Source organism: Amaricoccus sp., from assembly GCF_047602525.1.
GTDB lineage: Bacteria > Pseudomonadota > Alphaproteobacteria > Rhodobacterales > Rhodobacteraceae > Amaricoccus.
On the sequence record NZ_JASGHB010000001.1, the window covers coordinates 1,821,568 to 1,843,066 of the forward strand.

The following is a 21,499-nucleotide window of genomic DNA, read 5'->3' on the forward strand; positions in this document are numbered from 1 at the left end:
GGCCGCAGAATGCCGCGCTGTTTCGTCAGTTTTGAGGAGAGTTTGCGATGATTGCGATTGCCGACGACCTGGACCCCGTGGCGAAACCGGCCGCCGGCCTGCTGTCGCAGAGTGTCCGGGCGCCGCTGAAGCGGGCAATCGACATCGCGGTCAGCCTCGGCTTCGTCGCAGTCCTCGCGGTGGTGCTGCCGGTATTGGCGACGGCGCTCTGGCTCTGCCACGGCGTGGATCCGTTCTACGGACACGAGCGCGTCGGTCGCGGGGGGCGGCGGTTCCGCTGCTGGAAGCTCAGGACCATGGCGCCGGATGCGGACGCGCGGCTGGCGGCGCTGCTGGCCACGTCGCCCGCGGCGGCGCGGGAGTGGGCCGAGACCCGCAAGCTCAGGACGGATCCGCGGATCCTCGGGCGGATCGGCCGGTTCCTGCGGCGCAGCAGCCTCGACGAGCTGCCGCAGTTCTGGAACGTGCTGGCGGGCGACATGAGCCTGGTGGGCCCGCGGCCGGTGGTGAGCGACGAGCTTGGCCACTACGGCGCGCACGTGGACTGGTATCTGGCGGTCCGGCCCGGGCTGACCGGGCCGTGGCAGGTGGGCGGGCGCAGCGAGGCGAGCTATGCCTCCCGCGTGCGGCTCGACGTCGGCTATGCCCGCGGCCCGAGCCTGCGCCGCGATGCCGCGATCCTGGTGCGCACCCTCGCGGTGCCGTTCGAGCAGCGGGGCGCCTGCTGATGCGGGTCGCGCTGGTCCACTACTGGCTCGTCGGGATGCGCGGCGGCGAAAAGGTGCTCGAGGCGCTGTGCGAGCTTTTTCCCGACGCGGATATCTTCACGCTGGTGCTGGACCGGAGCGCGATATCGGAGACGATCGGCCGGCACCGGATCGAGACCTCGTTCCTGCAACGGATCGGCGGGCGGCGGCACTATCAGAAGATGCTGCCGCTGATGCCGCAGGCGCTCGAGTCGTTCGACCTGTCGGCCTACGATCTGGTGGTGTCGAGCGAGGCCGGGCCGGCGAAGGGGATCATTCCCCGGCCGGATGCGCTGCATGTCTGCTACTGCCATTCGCCGATGCGCTACATCTGGGATCTGGCGCCGGAGTACCAGCGCGAGGCGGGGTGGCTGGCCGGCACGGCGCTGCGGCTCGCCGGGCCGCGTCTGCGGCAGTGGGACGTGACGACGGCAGCGCGGGTCGACCACTTCATCGCGAACTCGGCCTTCGTGGCGCAACGGATCGAGAAGTACTATCGCCGGGACGCGACGGTGATCCACCCGCCGGTCGACCTCGGGCGGTTCGCGATCGGCACGCCGGGCGAGGCGTTCCTCTGCGCCGGGCAGATCACGCCGTACAAGAAGATTGATATCGCCGTCGAGGCGTTCACCCGGCTGGGCCTGCCGCTGGTGGTGATCGGCGAGGGCGTGAGCGACCGGCTCCGGGCGCTGGCCGGTCCGAACGTGCATTTCCTCGGACCCGTGGGCGATGCCGAGGTTGCCGACTGGATGGCCCGCTGCCGGGCGCTGGTCTATCCCGGGGTCGAGGACTTCGGGATCGTGCCGCTGGAAGCCATGGCCTCGGGCCGGCCGGTGATCGCCTGCGGCCGCGGCGGGGCGCTCGAGACGGTGGCGCCGGGCGTGACGGGCATCCTCTTCGAGGGACAGACCGTCGAGGCGCTGGTCCACGCGGTGCAGCGCTTCGAGCTGATCGAGGCGCGGCTCGATCCGCGAGCAATCCGCGCGCATGCGGAGAGTTTCGGCCGGGGACGCTTTTTGTCGGAGCTGCGCGGCTACTTCCGCGAGGCGCTGGGAGAGCGACAGCTGCAGGCGGTGGCGTGACTTCCTCAACGCGCACCGTCTCCGGGCTTCGTCGCCGAGCAATCTGATTTTACGTCATCTGGAGTTTCATACCACCGGCCGCGCTTTCTGACTCTCTTGGGATTCCCAATTCGGCTGATCTCTGACTCACTGCGGTCGAGGCAGGAGGAGGCTGGGGATGTCAGCGGCGGTGCAGGTGACAAGAAGGGAGCTGACGGCGGCGGAGCTGAGGCGCGCGGCTGTCAGGAGCCGGGATGCGAAGGCGGCGCGGCGGATGCTGGCGATCGCGCTGGTACTGGAGGGGGTCGATCGGCAGACCGCGGCGGAGACCTGCGGGATGGACCGGCAGACGCTGCGGGACTGGGTGCACCGCTACAATGCCGAGGGGCTGGCGGGGCTCTCGAACCATCGGGGCGGGGCGCAGCCGCGACGGCTGTCGCCGGCGCAGATGGCCGAGTTCGCCTCCTGGGTGGAGGCGGGTCCCGACCCGGCGCCCGTTCCAGTGGGGGACGGGGTGGTGCGGTGGCGGCGGCAGGATCTCGGGCGACGGATCGCGGAGCGGTTCGGGGTGGAGGTGCACGAGCGGACGGTGGGCAAGTATCTGGCGGCGCTCGGCTACCGGCGCCTGTCGGTTCGTCCGCGGCATCCGAAGACCGATCCCGAAGCCCAGGAGGGGTTTAAAAAAGCTTCCCCGACGCGGTAGCCGCGGCGCTGCCCGAGGCGGCACGGGGCAAGCCGCTGGAGATCTGGTTCCAGGACGAGGCAAGGGTCGGCCAGCAGGGCACGCTCACCCGCATCTGGGCGAAGCGTGGCACCCGGCCAAGGGCGCCGCGCGACACCCGCTTCCAGTGGGCCTACATCTTCGGCGCGGTCTGCCCGGATCGCGGCGTGGCGGCGGGCCTCGTCATGCCCTTCGCCGACACCCCCGCGATGAACGCCCACCTCGCCGAGATCGCCGGCGCCGTCGCGCCCGGCACCCACGCCGTGCTCGTCCTCGACGGTGCCGGCTGGCACGGCGGAGGCGGCCTCGTCGTCCCCGACAACATCTCCCTCCTCGTGCTGCCGCCCTACAGTCCCGAACTGAACCCCGTCGAGAACGTCTGGCAATACCTCCGCGCCAACTGGCTCGCGATCAGCGTCTTCGACGACTACGACGCCATCGTCGATGCCTGCTGCGACGCATGGAACCGCTTCGCGACACAGCCAGCAGTCATCGCATCGATCGCATCAAGGGAGTGGGCGAAGGTCAATCCATAAGGCCGGTGGTATCAGTACGTCGTGATCGACGGCCGCATCGCGCGCTACCGGCAGTTCAGATTGCCGAGCATGTCCGGGCGGCAGGGACCGGAGAGCCCCCGCTCGAGGATCATCGTACCGCCAAGGCGGCGGGTCTCGCGCGCGGGCACGAAGGCGTCGGGCCGGCTGCGACCCGCGGCCTCGGCCTCCACCCGGTCAAGGGCCTGGACCGGCGCGCGGTAGATCGGGCGCGGGCGGGGCCGAACGCCGTCAGCGGGACAGCTGACGGTGCCGAGCGCGTCCGGGCGACAGGTCATCGTGTCAGCGCCGGACGCGGGCAGCGACAGGAGCAGCACGGCGGCAAGGGCGAGGACGTGGCGCATGGAGAGGATGTGCGATCGCCGGGCCCGCTCGTCCAGTCCCGCGCGCCCGGGCGACGCGGCCGCAGCGACAGCGTTGCGTTGCAGCAAAGACCATCTTAACACTTTACGGTCAGCCCTCCTCCAGCGAGCTCCGAGCCAATGACAAGCTTCAAGAAGATTTTGGTCGCCAACCGCGGTGAGATCGCCATCCGGGTCATGCGCGCGGCAAACGAGATGGGCAAGCGCACTGTCGCGGTGTTCGCGGAGGAGGACAAGCTCAGCCTGCACCGCTTCAAGGCCGACGAGGCCTATCGCATCGGCGAGGGACTGGGGCCCGTCGCGGCCTATCTCTCGATCCCGGAGATCATCCGGGTGGCGAAGATGTGCGGCGCCGACGCGATCCATCCCGGCTACGGCCTCCTGTCGGAGAACCCGGAGTTCGTCGACGCCTGCACCGAGGCCGGCATCACCTTCATCGGCCCGAAGGCCGAGACGATGCGGATGCTCGGCGACAAGGCGAGCGCGCGGAAGGTGGCGATCAAGGCGGGCGTGCCGGTGATCCCGGCGACCGAGGTCCTGCCGGACGACATGGACGAGGTGCGGCGGATGGCCGACGCCGTTGGCTATCCCTTCATGCTCAAGGCGTCGTGGGGCGGCGGCGGGCGCGGGATGCGGCCGATCATGAAGGCCGACGAGCTGGCCGAGAAGGTACTGGAGGGCCGCCGCGAGGCCGAAGCCGCCTTCGGCAACGGCGAGGGTTATCTCGAGAAGATGATCCTCAACGCCCGCCACGTCGAGGTGCAGATCCTCGGTGACAAGTACGGGCACCTCTACCACCTGTGGGAGCGCGACTGCTCGGTGCAGCGGCGCAACCAGAAGGTCGTGGAGCGGGCGCCGGCCCCGTACCTGACTCAGGAGCAGCGCGAGTATGTCTGCGCGCTCGGCCTGAAGATCGCGCAGGCGGCAAACTACGAGTGCGCCGGCACGGTCGAGTTCCTGATGGACCGCGACTCGGGCGAGTTCTACTTCATCGAGGTGAACCCGCGGGTGCAGGTCGAGCACACCGTTACCGAGGAAGTGACGGGCATCGACATCGTGCGGGCGCAGATCCTCGTCGCCGAGGGCGCGACGCTGGCCGAGGCGACCGGCATGGCGGCACAGGCCGACATCGTGCTGAACGGCCACGCCATCCAGTGCCGGATCACCACCGAGGACCCGCAGAACAACTTCATCCCCGACTATGGCCGGATCACCGCCTATCGCGGCGCGACGGGCATGGGCATCCGGCTCGACGGCGGCACGGCGTACTCCGGCGCGGTCATCACCCGCTACTACGACTCGCTGCTGGAGAAGGTGACGGCCTGGGCGCCGACGCCGGAGATGGCGATCGCGCGGCTCGACCGGGCCCTGCGGGAGTTCCGCATCCGCGGCGTCTCGACCAACATCGCCTTCGTCGAGAACCTGCTGAAGCACCCGACGTTCCTGAACTACACGTATACGACGAAGTTCATCGACACGACGCCCGAGCTGTTCCACTTCAGCCAGCGGCGTGACCGCGCGACCAAGATCCTGACCTACATCGCCGACATCACGGTGAACGGCCATCCCGAGACCGCCGGCCGCGCAAAGCCGCCGGCCGAGGCGCGGGCGCCAAAGCCGCCGGCGGCGAGCCACGACGCCCCGCCGCCGGGCACGCGGCAGCTGCTCGAGGAGAAGGGCGCGCAGGCGGTTGCCGACTGGATGCTGGCCGAGAAGCGGCTGCTGCTCACCGACACCACGATGCGCGACGGCCACCAGAGCCTGCTCGCCACGCGGATGCGCTCCTACGACATGGTGAAGGTGGCGCCGGCCTATGCCGAGATGCTGCCGCAGCTCTTCTCCGTCGAGTGCTGGGGCGGGGCCACCTTCGACGTGGCCTATCGCTTCCTGCAGGAGTGTCCGTGGCAGCGGCTGCGCGACCTGCGGGCGGCCATGCCGAACCTGATGACGCAGATGCTGCTGCGCGCGTCGAACGGCGTCGGCTACACCAACTATCCCGACAACGTGGTGCAGACCTTCGTCGCGCAGGCGGCGAAGTCGGGCGTCGACGTGTTCCGGGTCTTCGACTCGCTGAACTGGGTCGAGAACATGCGCGTGGCGATGGATGCGGTGGTCGAGTCCGGCAAGATCTGCGAGGCGGCGATCTGCTACACCGGCGATCTCAACGACCCCGCCCGCTCTAAGTACGATCTGAAGTACTACGTGAGCATGGCGAAGGAGCTGAAGGCCGCCGGCGCGCACGTGCTCGGGCTGAAGGACATGGCCGGGCTGCTGAAGGCACCGGCCGCCTATACTCTCGTCAAGACGCTGAAGGAGGAGGTGGGCCTGCCCGTCCACTTCCACACGCACGACACCAGCGGCGTGGCCGCAGCCAGCATCCTCGCGGCCAGCGCCGCCGGGGTCGATGCGGTCGATGCCGCGATGGACAGCTTCTCGGGCAATACCTCGCAGCCCTGCCTCGGGTCGATCGTCGAGGCGCTGGCGCGGACCGACCGCGACACCGGGCTCGACATCGAGGCGCTCCGCCAGCTCTCGGACTACTGGGAGGCGGTGCGCACGCAGTACACCGCGTTCGAGGCCGGGCTGAAGGCGCCGGCGTCCGAGGTCTACCTGCACGAGATGCCGGGCGGCCAGTTCACCAACCTCAAGGCGCAGGCCCGCTCGATGGGGCTGGAGGAGCGCTGGCACGAGGTGGCGCACATGTACGCCGAGGTGAACCGCATGTTCGGCGACATCGTGAAGGTGACGCCCTCCTCCAAGGTCGTCGGCGACATGGCGCTGATGATGGTGGCGCAGAACCTGACGCGGTCGCAGGTCGAGGATCCGGGCGTCGAGGTCGCGTTCCCGGACAGCGTGGTCGACATGATGAAGGGCAACCTCGGCCAGCCCCCGGGCGGCTGGCCCGCGCCGCTTCAGAAGAAGATCCTGAAGGGCGAGCCGGCGACGACGGAGCGGCCGGGCGCGGTGATGGCGCCGGCCGATCTCGGCAAGCTCCGCGCCGACGCGGAGAAGCTGACCCGCGAGGGCGAGGCGATCGACGACGAGGACTTCAACGGATACCTGATGTATCCCAAGGTGTTCTCCGACTATTTCAACCGTCACCGTGAATACGGCCCGGTGCGGACGCTGCCGACGCCGGTCTATTTCTATGGCATGGAGCCGGGGCAGGAAGCGTCGATCGAGATCGACCCGGGCAAGACCATCGAGGTGCGGCTGCAGGCCGTCGGCGAGACCAACGAGGAGGGCGACGTGCGCGTCTTCTTCGAGCTGAACGGCCAGCCGCGCATGGTGCGCGTGCCGAACCGCAAGGCACAGGCGAGCGCGCCGAAGCGGCCGAAGGCGGACAGCGGCAATCCGGGCCACGTCGCGGCGCCGATGCCGGGCGTCATCGCCAGCGTGGCGGCGAAGGAGGGCCAGCCGGTGCAGCCGGGCGACCTGCTCCTGACCATCGAGGCGATGAAGATGGAGACCGGCCTCTACGCCGACAAGGCCGGCACGGTGAAGGCGGTGCACGTGACGCCGGGCTCGCAGGTCGATGCGAAGGACCTGCTGGTGGAGATCGACGCGGCCTGATGGAACCCGGGTTCCCGTTCCGGCGTAGCTTGCCGGAACGGGGGGCTTTCAGGATGTCGAGGCAGGGCATGGGCACGCGCCGGGTCGCCGTAGCGATCGCATGAGCCGGCAGCTCGACCTGAGGACCGGCCGCCCGGTCTGGAGCGCCTATCGCGCGCCGAAGGTGCCGGTGACGCCGCTGTCGCGCGATGTGCGGACGGACGTTCTGGTGGTCGGGATGGGCATCTCCGGCGCGATGATCGCCGAGGCGCTGACCGACGCCGGGCACGCGGTGATGGCGATCGACCGGCGCGGGCCGATGCTCGGGTCCACCGCCGCCACCACGGCGCTGGTGCAGTTCGAGCTCGACACGCCGTTGACCACGCTGGTGCGCAGCATCGGCAAGGACGCGGCACAGCGGGCGTGGCGCCGCTCGCGGCTGGCGGTCGGCAATCTCATGGGGCGGATCGAGGCGCTCGGGATCGACTGCCGGCTGTCGACCCGGCGCTCGCTCTACCTGGCCGGCGACGTGCTCGATGCGGAGGGGCTGGCGGCGGAGGCGGCGGCGCGGCGGGCGGCGGGGATCGACGCGCGCTTTCTCGACGCGCGCGGCCTGCGCGAGGGCTATGGGGTGCGGCGGGCGGCGGCGATCGAGAGCGCGGCAAATCTCGCGCTCGACCCGCGCAAGCTGACGGCGGGGCTGTTGCTGGCGGCGCAGGCGCGGGGCGCGCGGCTGCATGCGCCGGTGGAGGCGACGGCGTTCGCCCACTCCGCCGACGGGGTGGACGTCGCGACCGCCGGCGGGCCGGTGATCCGCGCCGGCCACGTGGTGCTCGCCACCGGCTACGAGCTGACCGACCCGGTGCCCGCTGCAGACCACCGGGTCATCTCGACCTGGGCCATCGCCACGCGGCCGCAGCCGCGGGCGATCTGGCCGCACGCGGCGTTCATGTGGGAGGCGTCGGACCCCTATCTCTACCTGCGCGCCACCCACGACGGGCGGCTGATCTGCGGCGGCGAGGACGAGGACTTCACCGACGAGGAGGCGCGCGATGCGCTGATCCCGGAGAAGACCGAGGCGATCGCGCGCAAGCTCGCCCGCCTGTTGCCCGGGATCGACCCGACACCGGAATTTGCGTGGGCCGGCGCCTTCGGCTCGACGGAGACCGGGATGCCGATCATCCGGCGGCTCGCGCGAAAGCCGCGGATGCACGCCGTCATGGGCTACGGCGGCAACGGCATCACCTTCTCGCGGCTGGCGGCCGAGATCGTGACGACGGAAATCGGCGGCGGCGAGGACCGGGATGCGCGGCTTTTCGCGGGCGGCGACGAATGAACGGAACCGGGCAGTTGCGCGACATTCTGTCGCATCCCATGTGCGGCTGACCACAACGAGGGAATCCGATGCTCGAGCTCCTGTCCGATCCGGCCGTCTGGATCAGTTTCGCCACCCTGACGGTCCTGGAGATCGTCCTCGGTGTCGACAACATCATCTTCATCTCCATCGCCGCCTCGAAGCTGCCGGCGGAGCAGCGGCGCAAGGCGCGCGTCATCGGCCTCAGCGGCGCGCTGGTGCTGCGCATCCTGCTGCTCATGTCGATCGGCTGGATCGTCAGCCTGACGCAGCCGTTCATGACGATCGGCGAGTTCGGCCTCAGCTGGCGCGACGTGATCCTGTTCGGCGGCGGCCTGTTCCTGATCTGGAAGGCGACGACCGAGATCTTCAACGAGGTCGAGGGCCACGAGGGAGCCGAGCACGCGATCAAGGGCGTGACGTTCCGCGCGATCATCATCCAGATCATGATGCTCGACGTGATCTTCTCGCTCGACAGCGTCATCACCGCCGTCGGCATCGCCGACCACATCCCGGTGATGGTCGCCGCCGTCATCATCGCCATCATCGTGATGATGATCGCCGCCGGCCCGATCGCGGAATTCGTGCATCAGCACCCGTCGACCAAGATGCTGGCACTCGCCTTTCTCGTCATGGTGGGCATGGCGCTGGTGGCGGACGGCCTGCACTTCCACATCGAGCGGGCGTTCATCTACACCGCGATGCTGTTCTCCGGCATCGTCGAGTTCCTGAACCTCTGGCGCAACAGGAAGCTCACGCGCTCCCCCTCCCCGGCCGTCGCGCCGCAGGGCGAGCGGCAGGGGCACTGAAGATCGGCGGCGGCGGGGAAAACCCCGCCGCCGCGTCTCAGAATTCCACCTCCAGCTCGGCGATCTCGTCTTCCTCGACGAGCGCCCCTTCGGTCCACTCCGCCAGCAGCGGCCACTCGAAGATGGTGTCGCAATACGCCTGCAGCTCCGGCTCGAGCGGCACGGCGTAGGTGCGGAAGCGGGTACAGACCGGGGCGTACATGGCATCGGCCATCGTCGGCTCGCCGAACAGGAACGGCCCGCCATAGGCCGTCAGGCACTCGCGCCAGATGGCGCGGACCCGCTCCACGTCCGGCCGCGCGCCGGAGAAGATCTTGAACGAGGCGTGCCGGGCCTTGAGGTTCATCGGCAGGGCCGACCGCAGGTTGTAGAACCCCGAGTGGATCTCGCCGGAAACCGACCGGCAGTGTGCGCGCGCGCCACGGTCGGCCGGCAGCAGGCCGGCGTCGGGCTTCACCTCGTGGAGGTACTCCGCGATCGCCAGCGTGTCCCAGACCTCGTTCCCGTCGTGCGAAAGCCGCGGCACGAGCACCGAGGGCGACAGCAGCAGCAGCTCCTGCCGCGCGTTCGGGTCGCCCATGTCGACCGGCTTCTCCTCGAAATCGAGCCCGGCCATCCGGCAGAGCAGCCATCCCCGCAGGGACCAGGACGAATAGTTCTTCGAGGAGATCGTCAGTGTCGCTCGTGCCATCCCGCAGGCCGACTCCTTGCTGTGCGTTGCGCCGCACACAATCCTCTCGCACTGCAAAACGAATTGCACTAGTTTTTTGGAATCGTGTCGTGATGGGGGTTCGGCGGATGCTCTATCAGGCCTATCAGGCCCAGGACGATCTCATGGCGCCGATGCGCTCGGCCGCGCGCCTGGCGCAGAACGTGTTCGGCCCGGGGGTCCTTCCGGTGCGTCGGCCGTTCGGCGCGGCGATGGAGATGGTCGCGCGGTTCCAGCTCAGCCACGTCCGGCCCGGCTTCGACATCGCGACCGTCCCGGTCGGCAACCGCGACGTGCCGGTGACGGAAGAGGTGATCCTCGACCTGCCCTTCGGCCAGCTGCTGCACTTCGCCAAGGACATCGACACGCCGCAGCCCAAGGTTCTGGTCTGCGCGCCGCTGTCTGGGCATTTCGCGACGCTGCTGCGCGGCACCATCGCCACCCTGCTGCGCGACCACGACGTCTATGTCACCGACTGGAAGAACGCCCGCGACGTGCCGGTCGAGGCCGGTGACTTCGGGATCGAGGACTACATCGCCTATCTGATCCGCTTTCTCGAGGCGATGGGCCGGCGCGGCCACATCCTCGCCGTCTGCCAGCCATGCGTGCAGGCGCTGGCGGCGGTCGCGGTCATGTCGCAGGACAAGCACCCGCTGACCCCCCTGTCGATGACGCTGATGGCGGGACCGATCGACGTGCGCGAGAGCCCGACGATGGTGAACGAGCTGGCCAGCTCCAAACCGATGTCGTGGTTCAAGCAGAGGCTGATCGGCCGGGTGCCGCGGCGCTATGCCGGCGGCGGGCGCCGGGTCTATCCGGGCTTCGTGCAGCTGACCGCGTTCATGAAGATGAACATGGAGCGCCACCGCGACCAGCACCGCCGCCTCTACAGCCATCTCGCGAAAGGCGAGGTCGAGAAGGCGGAAAAGATCAAGGAGTTCTACGACGAGTATTTCGCCGTGCTCGACCTGACCGAGGAATTTTATCTCGAGACGATCGAGCGGATCTTCCAGAAGGCCGAGCTGGCCAGCGGCGGCTTTACCTACCGCGGCCGCAAGGTCGATCCCGGGGCGATCCGGCACACCGCGCTGCTCACCGTCGAGGGCGGCCGGGACGATATCTGCGCGCTGGGCCAGACCTCGGCTGCGCACGAATTGTGCAGCTCGCTGCGCCCGCACCTGCGCCGGCACCATCTGCAGGCGAACGTCGGGCATTATGGCGTGTTCAACGGCCGCCGCTGGGAAACCGAGGTCTATCCGGTGGTGCGCAACATGATCCTGTCGGTGGAATAGGACGCGTCCCGCATCATGCGCGCCATCGCGAGAGTCTCCTTGTGGAACGCCGGAAAACACCGGAGCATTGCTCCGTGGGGTCGGCACGACCGCCAGGGGAATGAAAGCGATGTCGTCGCGGGAACGCATCCGGTGCGAGAAATGTCCGCTGCGCGCGCTGCCCGCATTCCGCGAGCTGAGCGCGCCGGAAGTCGACTTCATGAATCAGTTCAAGCGCGGCGAGCTGGTGGTCGACCCGGGCGCCACGATCCTCCTGGAGAAGAGCGCCAGCCCGCACGTCTACACCATGCTCGAGGGCTGGGCCTATCGCCACAAGGAGATCGAGGACGGGCGGCTGCAGGTGCTGAACTTTGCCCTGCCCGGCGACCTGCTCGGGCTGCAACTCGCCATCCTGAACGACATGCAGCATACGGTCACGGCATTGACCCGGGTGCGGCTCTGCGTGTTCCAGCGCGACAACGTGTGGTCGGTCTATCGCGACCACCCCACGCTCGGCTTCACGATGACCTGGGTGGCGGCGCGGGAGGAGCAACTGCTCGACGGGCATCTGCTCAGTGTCGGGCAGCGCAGCGCGATCGAGCGCACGGTCTACCTGGCCCTGCACCTCTACGACCGGGCCAAGGCGGTCGGGTATGCGGCAGACGACCTGCTGCCCGCGCCATTCGGGCAGACGCATTTCGCCGACGCGCTCGGGATCACGCCGGTGCATCTCAGCCGGACCTTGCGCAAACTGCGCGACCGCGAGCTGATGCGCTGGCAGGATGGCGTGATCCGTCTTCTGGACCGGCCGGGGCTCGAGGCGCTGGCCGCCTACGAGCGGACAGAGGGCGAGCTTCGGCCGCTGATCTGACGCCCGGGAACAATTGGGCCTCGCGCGCGTTCGGGGGTGTTGGCCTTTCACAAAAATCTTGGATCGGAGAATTCTGATGCTCGAATGGGGCCTGAGTTCGCTCATCGTTGCGATATGTGCCGCAATTCTCGGCTTTGGCGGCAGCGAGGGCGTGACCGTCGAGACGGCCCGTGTCGTCTTTCAGGTCGCGATCGGGCTCTTCGCCATGTCGGCGCTGATCCGCGTGATGCGCGGCAACGGCTGACCCGCCGCCCGCGCTTGCGAAGGGCGGTGCGGCTGCTAGGGTCCGGCCATGGCCGAGCCCCGATTCATCCACCTTCGCGTGCATTCCGCCTACTCCCTGCTTGAGGGAGCCATCGCCGCGAAGGCGCTGCCGAAGCTCTGCGGCAAGATGGGAATGCCCGCGGTCGCGCTCACCGACACGAACAACCTATTCAACGCGCTGGAATTTTCCGACGCCTGCGCCAAGGCGGAAAAGCCGGTGCAGCCGATCATGGGGTGCCAGCTGACGCTCGGCTACGCCCGCCCGGCGCATCCGGGCGACCGCGCGCCGGCACCCGCCCCGGTCGTGCTCCTCGCGCAGGACGAGGCGGGGTTCGGCAACCTGCTGAAGCTGTCATCGTCGGCCTATCTCGACTGCGGCGCCGAGCTGCCGCACGTGTCGCTGGAGACGCTGGCCGACCATGCGGGCGGCATCATCTGCCTGACGGGCGGCGCGCAGGGACCGCTCGGGGCGCTGCTGCGCGAGGGCCATCCAGAGCGGGCGAAGGCGCTGGCCGGACGGCTGGCGGCGATCTTCCCCGGACGGCTCTACGTCGAGGTGCAGCGGCACCCGGAGAACGGCGCGCCGCTGACGCCGGTGGAGGAGGCGACCGAGCCCGGGCTGGTGACGCTGGCCTATGACCTCGACCTGCCGCTGGTCGCGACGAACGACGTGCATTTCGCCGACCGGGCGATGCACGAGGCGCACGACGCACTGCTCTGCATCGCCGACGGCGCCTATGTCGACCAGCAGGAGCCACGGCGGCGGCTGACGCCGGAGCACTGCCTGAAGACCGAGGCCGAGATGGTCGAGCTGTTCGCCGACCTGCCGGAGGCGGTGGCGAACACGGTGGAGATCGCGCGGCGCTGTGCCTATCGCCCGAAGAAGCGCAAGCCGATCCTGCCGCGCTTCGCCGAGGACGAGGTGGAAGAGCTGCGCCGGCAGGCGCGCGAGGGGCTGGACGCGCGTCTCGCGGTGATCCCGCACGCGACGAGCGTCGAGGCGTATCGCGACCGGCTGGAATTCGAGCTCGGCGTCATCGAGAAGATGGGCTTCCCGGGCTATTTCCTGATCGTCGCCGACTTCATCAAGTGGGCCAAGGATCACGACATCCCCGTCGGCCCCGGCCGCGGCTCCGGCGCGGGGTCGCTCGTCGCCTACGCCTTGACGATTACCGATCTGGATCCATTGCGTTACAGCCTGCTCTTCGAGCGGTTCCTGAACCCTGAGCGCATCTCGATGCCGGACTTCGACATCGACTTCTGCATGGACCGGCGCGAGGAGGTCATCGCCTACGTTCAGGACAAGTACGGCCGCGACCGCGTGGCGCAGATCATCACCTTCGGTGCGCTGCTCTCCAAGGCGGCGGTGCGCGACGTCGGCCGCGTGTTGCAGATGCCCTACGGGCAGGTCGACCGGCTGTCGAAGCTGATCCCGATGGACGGGGTGAAGCCCGTGTCGGTGGAGAAGGCCATCGCCGACGAGCCGCGGTTGCGCGAGGAATCCGCCCGCGAGCCGCAGGTGGCCCGGCTTCTGAAGATTGCCCAGTCGATCGAAGGGCTTCTGCGTAATGCCTCAACTCACGCCGCAGGCGTGGTGATCGGCGACCGCCCGCTCGTCGAGCTGGTGCCGCTCTACCGCGACCCGCGCTCCGACATGCCCGCCACCCAGTACAACATGAAGTGGGTGGAAGAGGCCGGCCTGGTGAAGTTCGACTTCCTCGGGCTGAAGACGCTGACGGTGATCCAGAACGCCATCGACCTCTTGAAGCCGCGCGGCATCTCGGTGGACATCAGCGCCATCCCGATCGACGACGCCAGGACCTACGAGGTCTACGCCAGCGCCCAGACGGTGGCGGTGTTCCAGGTGGAATCGACCGGCATGCGCTCGGCGCTGCGGCAGCTGAAACCGAACTGCATCGAGGACATCATCGCGCTGGTGGCGCTCTACCGGCCCGGTCCGATGGAGAACATCCCGAAGTTCTGCAACGTCAAGAACGGCCGCGAGCCGCGCGAGGGCCTGCACCCGACGATCGACGGCATCCTCGACGAGACGCAGGGCATCATCGTCTACCAGGAGCAGGTGATGGAGATCGCCCGCAAGATGGCGGGCTACTCCCTCGGCGGTGCCGACCTGCTGCGCCGGGCCATGGGCAAGAAGATCCAGGCCGAGATGGACGCGCAGAAGCCCCTGTTCCTGAACGGCGCCGCCGAGAACGGCGTGCCGAAGGGCAAGGCGGAGGAGGTGTGGAACCTCCTCGACAAGTTCGCGAACTACGGCTTCAACAAGTCGCATGCGGCGGCCTACGCCGTGGTGAGCTATCAGACGGCGTGGCTCAAGGCGAACCACCCGGTCGAGTTCATGGCCGCCGTGATGAACTGCGACATCCACCTCACCGACAAGCTCGGACCCTACAAGCAGGAGGTGGACCGCCTCGGCATCGAGACCGTCCCGCCGTGCGTCAATCGCTCCGAGGCGACCTTTTCCGTCTCGGAGGGGCGCATCGTCTACGCCCTCGGCGCGCTGAAGAACGTGGGCGTCGAGGCGATGCGGCTCATCACCGACTCGCGCAAGGCCGGCGGGCGGTTCACCGGCCTCTTCGACTTCGCCGCCCGCGTCGACCTGCGCCGGGTCGGGCGGAGGGCGCTGGAAATGCTCGCGCGCGCCGGCGCGCTCGACGTGCTCGACTCGAACCGGCGCAAGGCGATGGAGAGCCTCGACCTGCTCATCGCCTACTCCGCCTCCGCCCACGAGGAGCGGGCCTCGGCGCAGGTGTCGCTGTTCGGCGAGGCGACCGCCAGCCTGCCCGAGCCGCGCCTGCCGCAGCCGGAGGACTGGACGCCGATGGAGCGGCTCTCGCAGGAGCACGCGGCGATCGGCTTCTATCTCTCCGGCCACCCGCTCGACGACTATCAGGGGGCGCTCCGCCGCGAGCGGGTGGTCACGCACGCCGAGCTGGTGCGCCAGTGTGCCGGCATCTCGCAGACCGTGGCGCGGATCGCGGGCACCATCGCGGCGGTCGATCTGCGCAAGTCGTCGCGCGGCTCGCGCTTTGCCTTCGTGCGGCTGTCCGACCCGACCGGCCTCTACGAGACGCTGGTGTTCTCGGACGTGTTCGAGGCGTCGCGCGACCATCTGGAGCCCGGCCACAACGTCGTCCTGACCGTGGAGGCGACGGTCGAGGGCGACGAGATGCGCCTGCTCGCCCGCGGCGTCCAGCCGATCGACGCCGCGGTCGCCGGCGCCGCCGCGGCGGGCCTGCGGATCTTCGTCGACGATCCCGCCGCCGCCCCGTCTCTCGCCGCCCGCCTCGGCCTCGTGACCGAACAGATGACGAGCCGGCGCAAGGGACCGATCAACCTCATCCTGCTGCACCCGGATCTGCCCGGCGAGGTCGAGATCGCCCTGCCCGACCCCTACCCCATGAGCCCGCAGATCCTGAGCGCGCTCAAGACAGTGCCGGGCGTCGTGCATGTGGAGGAATTCTAGGCATCCCCTTCAGTCTCCGTGCCGCCCTCGAAAGGGAGCCCATGCGCACCGCCGTCTTCTCGACCAAGCCCTATGACCGGGAATTCCTGAGCGCCGCCAACGCGGACGGCGCGCATGACCTCGCGTTCCTCGAAGCCCGGCTCGACGCGGCGACGGCCCCGCTCGCCGAGGGATTCGAGGCGGTCTGCGTGTTCGTCAACGACCGCCTCGACGCGGAAGTGATCGCCATCCTTGCGGCCGGCGGTGTGCGGGTGGTGGCGCTGCGCTGCGCCGGGTTCAACAACGTCGACATCGCCGCCGCTGCACGCCTCGGCGTCGTGGTGGTGCGGGTGCCGGCCTACTCGCCGCACGCGGTGGCCGAATTCACCGTGGCCATGCTGCTGGCGCTCGACCGCAACATCCCGCGGGCCTGGGCGCGGGTGCGGGAAAACAACTATGCCCTAGACGGGCTGATCGGCCGCAACCTGCACGGCCGGAGGGTGGGCGTGATCGGCACCGGCAAGATCGGCGCCATCGTCGCGCGGATCCTGAAGCTCGGCTTCGGCTGCGAGGTGGTGGCGAGCGATCCGTTCGAAAACCCGGAGGTGACGGCGCTCGGCATTCCCTACGTGCCGCGGGCCGAGGTGGTGGCGGGCAGCGACGTGGTGACGCTGCACTGCCCGCTCACGCCCGACACCCGCCACCTGATCGACGCCGCCGCGATCGAGTCCGCCCGGCCGGGGTTCTTCCTCGTCAACACCAGCCGCGGCGCGCTGGTCGACACGCGCGCGCTGATCGCCGGATTGAAGTCGCGCAAGATCGGCGGCGTGGCGCTCGACGTCTACGAGCAGGAGGAAAACCTGTTCTTCGAGGATCTCTCGAACGAGATCATCGAGGACGACGTGTTCCAGAGGCTTCTCACCTTTCCAAACGTGCTCGTGACCGGGCATCAGGCGTTCCTGACCGAGGAGGCGCTCGGCAACATCGCCGACACGACGCTCGCCAACCTCGCCGAGGTCGCGTCCGGCCGGATGCCCGCGAACGCCGTCACGCCGACGCGGCGGGCCGGCCCGGCCGGGTAGAGACGCAAAAAGCCCCGCCGGTCGCGCGACCGGCGGGGCTTTTTCTGACGACCCGTGCCGCGGCTGCGGCGCGCGGTCCGCGGCTCAGGCGGCTTCCGCCTCGGCGCGCGCGTGCTGGCGCTCGCTCTCCTCGCGGCTCAGCGCCACCGAGGTGCGCACGCCGCGACGCACGAATTCCATCATGCCCTTCACCGTCCGTTCGTTCGGGTCGATTCCGGCACACATCAGGACTTCGCGCCCGTCGCGCGAGCGCGCCCAGCGAGCGATCACGTCGGGGCCGTTGCCATACTTCTTGTCGTCGGCAATGGCATCGTCCAGCGCCGCCAACACCACGGCCGCGAACAGCTTCTGTGCCCGCGCGCCCTGATCGTTGGTGAACGCCAGTTCGTCCACGTAATCGAACATTACGTCGTCCTTCCTCGAGTCTCTTCTTCTATCCGGTCATGCCGCATACCGGATACCGCCATCCGGCAGGTTTGCGAATTGGGCAATCCAGACATGCGTCAGCCGTATACCGGGTGCCGAGCATATAGAGGCAGCCCAGCCTCAAATCAACAAAACTCGGTCCGGTTCGTTCCGCTTCACGATGGTGTTTTCTCGGGTTCAGCCCGTCGCGCTGCGCGGCACCTCGGCCCAGCGCAGTTGCCGGTAGTCGAAGCCCGATTCGAGGGTCGGCTTCACCACATGGAAGTAGGGCGACACGTCGAAATCGCGCGGCGTGAACAGCGAATGGTGGCGAATGTGCAGGATTTCGCTGCGATGCGCCCGCGCGAGAGGATCGGCGCGGAACTCCCGGGTGATCCGCGGCAGGATCGGATAGCGGATCCGTTCGAACGCCTCGGCGATCAGCGTCGAGCAGATCGCCCGCGTCGGATCGCCGGAGCCGAGCGCCAGCATCCGCCGCCGCCAGCGCGCCGGCACCGGCGGCTCGGGCAGCGCGTACCGCAGCAGATCGGTGATGTTCTTCATGTCGTAGCGCTTGCCGATGCTCGCGACCATGAAGTCGATCACCCGGGCGAGGTCGGCGTCCGACAGGTGGCTCGGCCGACAGATCCGGGTGTTGTGCAGCTCGTATTTCGACAGCGGCGCGGCGACGCAGCCTTCGCCGAGGTTGACCTCCACGAGGATCAGCGGCTCGCCGTCCGCCGAGACCCGGCCGACCGCGTTGCCGACGCAGAGCGCCGCATGGCTCCAGGTCGACATGGTGAGGTACTTGATGGTGTTCGAGACCCGGCTGGTGCCCTCGACGAGCAGCACGTCGCCCGGCTGCAGCGTCCGGCGCAGGGCGGCGACGTTGGCGTGGGTGTAGGGACGCGCGCCGGGCGGCACCTCGTTGAGCCGCCGCGCGAGGAGCCGGCCCAGCCGATCCGCCAGTCGTTCCGCCGAGGCGGTCACAGTTCCCTCTCCCGTCGCACCGCTTCCCTCCACTGCCGACGCCGCGATCCCGCCGGCCCGCCGCGCTTCGGCCGCGTTTCCGGCTGGCGGGCGTCGCGCCACCGTGAGAACGTGGCGTGAGAGCGTGGCGCGGAACCCTTTCGCGCGAGCCTGCCAGAAATTCCTGCATCAGCAATAACGACGCGCCGCACCGGAGCGAACGGAGGAAGAATGCGCTCCAGACCGGGGACGCCCGGCGACGGGCAAGACGCGCCGCCGCTCGAGGACCTGCTTCGCGCCGCCAACCGGGGCAACGAGCGGGCCTATGCGGCGTTCCTGCGGGCGGTGGTGCCGATCGTCCGGGGTGTGGCGCGGGCGCGCGCCTCCGGGATGGGAGACGAGGCGGTCGAGGACATCGTGCAGGAAACGCTGCTCGCCCTTCATGCCAAGCGCCACACGTGGCACGAGGAGCTGGCCGTCCGGCCGTGGCTCTATGCCATCGTGCGCCACAAGGTCGTGGATGCGCTGCGCGTCCGCGGGCGCCGGGTCAGCGTGCCGATCGACGACTTCGCCGGTATGCTGCCGGCCGAGCCCGGCCCCGACACCCTGGCGCGTCGCGATGCGGAGCGGGCGATCGGCCGGCTGGATCCGCGGGCGGCCCGGATCGTCCGGGCGATCGGCCTCGACGGCCAGAGCATCGCCGAGACGGCCGGCGCCCTCGGGATGACCGACGGCGCGGTGCGGGTGGCGCTGCACCGGGCGCTGCGGCGCCTCGCGGCGTTCGGGCTGGGAGCGGCGAAATGAGAACCGACGAGCTTGTCCGCGCCCTCGCCGCCGACCCGACGCCCGGGCGTTCGGTCGCCGCCGGCCTCGGCGTCGCGCTGGTCGCGGGTGGAGCAGTGGTTCTCGCGGCTGTCGTCGGGCTGCTCGGCCTGCGCCCGGACCTGATCCCGGCGCTTGCGACGCTGCCGGTCGCCGTGAAGCAGGCCTAGCCGCTCGGCCTCGCCATCGCCGCCGGGGGCGCGTCCCTTCGGCTCGCGACGCCCGGTCACCGCATCGGGCGCTGGCGCGCGGCCCTCGCCGCCGTCCCCGCGGGTCTCGCGGTGGCGGTCGTTGCCTCCCTCGTGCACCTGCCGGCCGCCGCGTGGCGCGGCGCGATGCTCGGCGGGAGCGCCGCGCCCTGCCTCGTGCTCGTCATCACGCTGGCGCTGCCCGTCCTCGGCGCGGTGCTCTGGGCCCTGCGCCGCGGCGCCAGCCCGCGGCCGCGCCTGTCGGGGGCGCTCGCCGGGCTGCTGAGCGGGGCGACGACGGCGAGCCTCTATGCGCTGCACTGCACCGAGGACAGCCCGCTGTTCTATGCGACGTGGTATGTGCTCGCGATTCTCGCCGTCACCGGGCTCGGCGCGCTTCTCGGCCCCCGGGTGCTGCGCTGGTAGGACACTACCCAAAGTTGCGCGTCCCGGTGTGGACTGCAGAAGTTCTTGCATTCGAGCGGCTTTTGCCGGACGCTTTCACCGCTCTGTTACGACGAACGACCCCTTGTCTTCACGGCTGGCCCGTCGCTTCCTCGATGACTGCGCCAGGCCGCCGCATCGCCGCGGGCGGCACCAACGACGAGGACATGCGACCGATGGCCACCGGCACGGTAAAGTGGTTCAACGAAACCAAGGGGTTTGGCTTCATCCGTCCGGATGGGGCGTCGAAGGACGTGTTCGTTCACATCTCTGCGCTGCAGCGCGCCGGGATCCAGCGGCTGGACGACGGGCAGAAGGTCAAGTTCGACCTCGAGGCCGGGCGCGACGGGCGCGAGTCGGCGTCGAATCTCTCCCTGGTCGACTGAGCGGCGCAGGTTTCGCGCGCATCGAGAGTACCCGAGCGACCGCGGATCAACCGCCGGACGCTCGGGACTGCTGGTTAAAGGCGACCGGGCGGCAACCTACCAGCCGTCGAAGCTGCGCGCGTTCTCGATCCGCTCCAGCCGGCCGAAGCGATCGACCAGCGCGAGGTCGAAGCGGCATGGACGCGTACCGTCCGTGTGCTCGGCGAGGTAGCGGGTCGCGGCGGCCCCGATCCGCGCCCACTGTCGTTCCGTGACGGCACCAGCGTCGTGGCCTCGGCGCGCCTTCACCTCGACGAAGACGATCTCGTCGGGAAGATCGACCACCAGATCGAGTTCTCCCTCGGGGCAACGCCACCGCGACGCCCGAACGGATCCGCCGCCGAGGCGGTAGGCCCGGGCCGCGAGATCCTCGGCGGCGATGCCGGAGTGATAATTTCGAGCCGTGTACATTCCGGGAACATCGCACGCCCCCGCCCCCGTCGCATCCCCTCTTCGCGATCTTGGTTAACGCCGGCCGAGTGCCAGCGCCCTGGCGTAGACCTCGCGCCGCGGCAGGCCCAGCGCCGCGGCAACCTCGGCCGCCGCATCGCGCACCGTCCGCCCTTCGAGCGCCGCCTCGAGCGCCGCGTCCAGCGTCTCGCCGGACGGCGCCTCCTCGACCGGGGGGCCGGCGAGCAGCACCACCTCGCCGCGCGGCTCCGGCTCGGTGGCATAGGCCGCGGCGAGCGCGCCGAGTGTCCCGCGCCGAACCTCCTCGAACCGCTTGGTCAGTTCGCGGCAGAGCGCGCCGTCGCGGGCGGATCCGAGAACCTCGGCCATGTCGGCGAGGCACTCCGCCGAGCGCCGCGGCGACTCGTAGAACACCAGCGTCGCCGGCACCGCCGCCAGCGCGGCCAGCGCCCGGCGCCGGGCCGCCTGCTTCGGCGGCAGGAAGCCCGCGAACAGGAAACGGTCGGTCGGCAGGCCGGCGACCGACAGCGCCGCCAGGAGTGCCGAGGCGCCGGGCACCGCCGTCACCGCGTGGCCGGCCGCCCGTGCCTCTGCCGCCAGGCGATAGCCGGGGTCGGCCACCAGCGGCGTGCCGGCGTCGGAAACGAGCGCGACGCTCCGCCCCTCGGCCAGTGCCGCGAGCAGCCGCGGCCGCACCGTCGCGCCGTTGTGGTCATGATAGGCGACGAGGCCGCGTCCACCGCGCCGCACGCCGTGGATCTCCAGCAGCCGCCGCGCGGTGCGGGTGTCCTCCGCCGCGAGCACGTCGGCCGCGGCCAGCACGTCGAGGGCGCGCAGGGTGATGTCGCGGGCGTTGCCGATCGGCGTCGCGACCAGATAGAGGCCGGGCGCAAGCCCGCCGCCGGCAGACGGCCGCGCGGCGTCCAGCTCCACGGCCGCCTCGTCCGGGGCATCCTGCTCCGGCGGGTTGATGGGATCGCTGTCCATTCCTCGTTTACATCCGGCGGCCAAGA

21 protein-coding genes are annotated in these 21,499 nt (G+C 69.6%); 15 read left to right on the forward strand and 6 right to left on the reverse strand.

What is annotated here, in order from left to right; genetic code table 11:
* Positions 1-47: 47 nt before the first annotated feature.
* The 3 genes from QM699_RS09485 to QM699_RS09495 all read left to right on the forward strand — a co-directional run bounded on the left by QM699_RS09485 (position 48) and on the right by QM699_RS09495 (position 3,064).
* Entirely contained in the window at positions 48-728 is a 681-nt protein-coding gene (locus QM699_RS09485; protein WP_415010897.1) for a sugar transferase, read from the forward strand.
* A complete protein-coding gene (locus QM699_RS09490) occupies positions 728-1,828 on the forward strand; it encodes a glycosyltransferase (protein ID WP_415010898.1) in 1,101 nt (366 codons plus the stop codon). Before QM699_RS09485 ends, QM699_RS09490 begins: the two co-directional genes overlap by 1 nt.
* Before the next feature lie 157 nt (positions 1,829-1,985).
* Positions 1,986-3,064 (forward strand): IS630 family transposase gene (locus tag QM699_RS09495; protein ID WP_415009471.1). Its coding sequence is split into 2 segments (ribosomal slippage): positions 1,986-2,493 and positions 2,493-3,064, totalling 1,080 coding nucleotides; the frame shifts between segments, so codons are not numbered across the junction.
* 44 nt (positions 3,065-3,108) lie between these two features.
* Here the strand turns inward: QM699_RS09495 and QM699_RS09500 are convergent.
* A complete protein-coding gene (locus QM699_RS09500) occupies positions 3,109-3,426 on the reverse strand; it encodes a hypothetical protein (RefSeq protein WP_415010899.1) in 318 nt (105 codons plus the stop codon).
* 138 nt (positions 3,427-3,564) lie between these two features.
* Between QM699_RS09500 and QM699_RS09505 the strand changes: the two genes are divergently transcribed.
* From QM699_RS09505 to QM699_RS09515, 3 genes are all read left to right on the forward strand, one after another.
* Complete coding sequence (locus QM699_RS09505; protein ID WP_415010900.1) at positions 3,565-7,017, forward strand: pyruvate carboxylase; 3,453 nt, start codon at positions 3,565-3,567, stop codon at positions 7,015-7,017.
* Positions 7,018-7,117: 100 nt separating this feature from the next.
* On the forward strand, positions 7,118-8,332 hold the full coding sequence (locus QM699_RS09510; RefSeq protein ID WP_415010901.1) for an NAD(P)/FAD-dependent oxidoreductase: 1,215 nt from the start codon (positions 7,118-7,120) through the stop codon (positions 8,330-8,332).
* A gap of 68 nt (positions 8,333-8,400) precedes the next feature.
* The gene (locus QM699_RS09515) at positions 8,401-9,159 is read left to right on the forward strand and encodes a TerC family protein (RefSeq protein WP_415010902.1); all 759 of its coding nucleotides are present in this window, start codon (positions 8,401-8,403) and stop codon (positions 9,157-9,159) included.
* A gap of 37 nt (positions 9,160-9,196) precedes the next feature.
* Here QM699_RS09515 and QM699_RS09520 read toward each other — a convergent pair whose 3' ends face one another.
* Complete coding sequence (locus QM699_RS09520; protein ID WP_415010903.1) at positions 9,197-9,850, reverse strand: glutathione S-transferase; 654 nt, start codon at positions 9,848-9,850, stop codon at positions 9,197-9,199.
* 107 nt (positions 9,851-9,957) lie between these two features.
* Between QM699_RS09520 and QM699_RS09525 the strand changes: the two genes are divergently transcribed.
* The 5 genes from QM699_RS09525 (at position 9,958) to QM699_RS09545 (ending at position 16,822) form a co-directional block, all read left to right on the forward strand.
* On the forward strand, positions 9,958-11,160 hold the full coding sequence (locus QM699_RS09525) for a polyhydroxyalkanoate depolymerase (protein ID WP_415010904.1): 1,203 nt from the start codon (positions 9,958-9,960) through the stop codon (positions 11,158-11,160).
* A gap of 199 nt (positions 11,161-11,359) precedes the next feature.
* Positions 11,360-12,010, forward strand: a complete 651-nt coding sequence (locus QM699_RS09530) for a Crp/Fnr family transcriptional regulator (RefSeq protein WP_415010905.1) — start codon at positions 11,360-11,362, stop codon at positions 12,008-12,010.
* 76 nt (positions 12,011-12,086) lie between these two features.
* A complete protein-coding gene (locus tag QM699_RS09535; RefSeq protein WP_415010906.1) occupies positions 12,087-12,254 on the forward strand; it encodes a DUF1328 family protein in 168 nt (55 codons plus the stop codon).
* Positions 12,255-12,302: 48 nt separating this feature from the next.
* The gene (gene dnaE / locus QM699_RS09540) at positions 12,303-15,761 is read left to right on the forward strand and encodes a DNA polymerase III subunit alpha (protein ID WP_415010907.1); all 3,459 of its coding nucleotides are present in this window, start codon (positions 12,303-12,305) and stop codon (positions 15,759-15,761) included.
* Between the two features lie 41 nt (positions 15,762-15,802).
* Positions 15,803-16,822, forward strand: coding sequence for a 2-hydroxyacid dehydrogenase (locus QM699_RS09545; protein ID WP_415010908.1), 1,020 nt, complete (start codon positions 15,803-15,805; stop codon positions 16,820-16,822).
* A gap of 84 nt (positions 16,823-16,906) precedes the next feature.
* On the opposite strand, the gene QM699_RS09550 is transcribed toward QM699_RS09545, so the two are convergent.
* On the reverse strand, positions 16,907-17,227 hold the full coding sequence (locus tag QM699_RS09550) for a DUF6280 family protein (RefSeq protein ID WP_415010909.1): 321 nt from the start codon (positions 17,225-17,227) through the stop codon (positions 16,907-16,909).
* A 198-nt stretch (positions 17,228-17,425) separates the two neighbouring features.
* Positions 17,426-18,217: a lipo-like protein gene (locus QM699_RS09555; protein ID WP_415010910.1), complete on the reverse strand. Its 792-nt coding sequence runs from the start codon at positions 18,215-18,217 to the stop codon at positions 17,426-17,428.
* 210 nt (positions 18,218-18,427) lie between these two features.
* Between QM699_RS09555 and QM699_RS09560 the strand changes: the two genes are divergently transcribed.
* The 4 genes from QM699_RS09560 (at position 18,428) to QM699_RS09575 (ending at position 20,036) form a co-directional block, all read left to right on the forward strand.
* Positions 18,428-19,000, forward strand: a complete 573-nt coding sequence (locus QM699_RS09560; RefSeq protein WP_415010911.1) for a sigma-70 family RNA polymerase sigma factor — start codon at positions 18,428-18,430, stop codon at positions 18,998-19,000.
* A complete protein-coding gene (locus tag QM699_RS09565; protein WP_415010912.1) occupies positions 18,997-19,188 on the forward strand; it encodes an NrsF family protein in 192 nt (63 codons plus the stop codon). Before QM699_RS09560 ends, QM699_RS09565 begins: the two co-directional genes overlap by 4 nt.
* 15 nt (positions 19,189-19,203) lie before the next feature.
* Entirely contained in the window at positions 19,204-19,632 is a 429-nt protein-coding gene (locus QM699_RS09570) for an NrsF family protein (RefSeq protein ID WP_415012728.1), read from the forward strand.
* Positions 19,633-19,826: 194 nt separating this feature from the next.
* Positions 19,827-20,036 (forward strand): cold-shock protein, encoded by a 210-nt coding sequence (locus QM699_RS09575; RefSeq protein WP_415010913.1) that lies wholly within the window; start codon positions 19,827-19,829, stop codon positions 20,034-20,036.
* Between the two features lie 96 nt (positions 20,037-20,132).
* Here QM699_RS09575 and QM699_RS09580 read toward each other — a convergent pair whose 3' ends face one another.
* A complete protein-coding gene (locus tag QM699_RS09580) occupies positions 20,133-20,486 on the reverse strand; it encodes a YraN family protein (RefSeq protein ID WP_415010914.1) in 354 nt (117 codons plus the stop codon).
* A gap of 54 nt (positions 20,487-20,540) precedes the next feature.
* Positions 20,541-21,419: a 16S rRNA (cytidine(1402)-2'-O)-methyltransferase gene (rsmI, locus tag QM699_RS09585; protein ID WP_415012729.1), complete on the reverse strand. Its 879-nt coding sequence runs from the start codon at positions 21,417-21,419 to the stop codon at positions 20,541-20,543.
* Positions 21,420-21,499 lie beyond the last annotated feature (80 nt).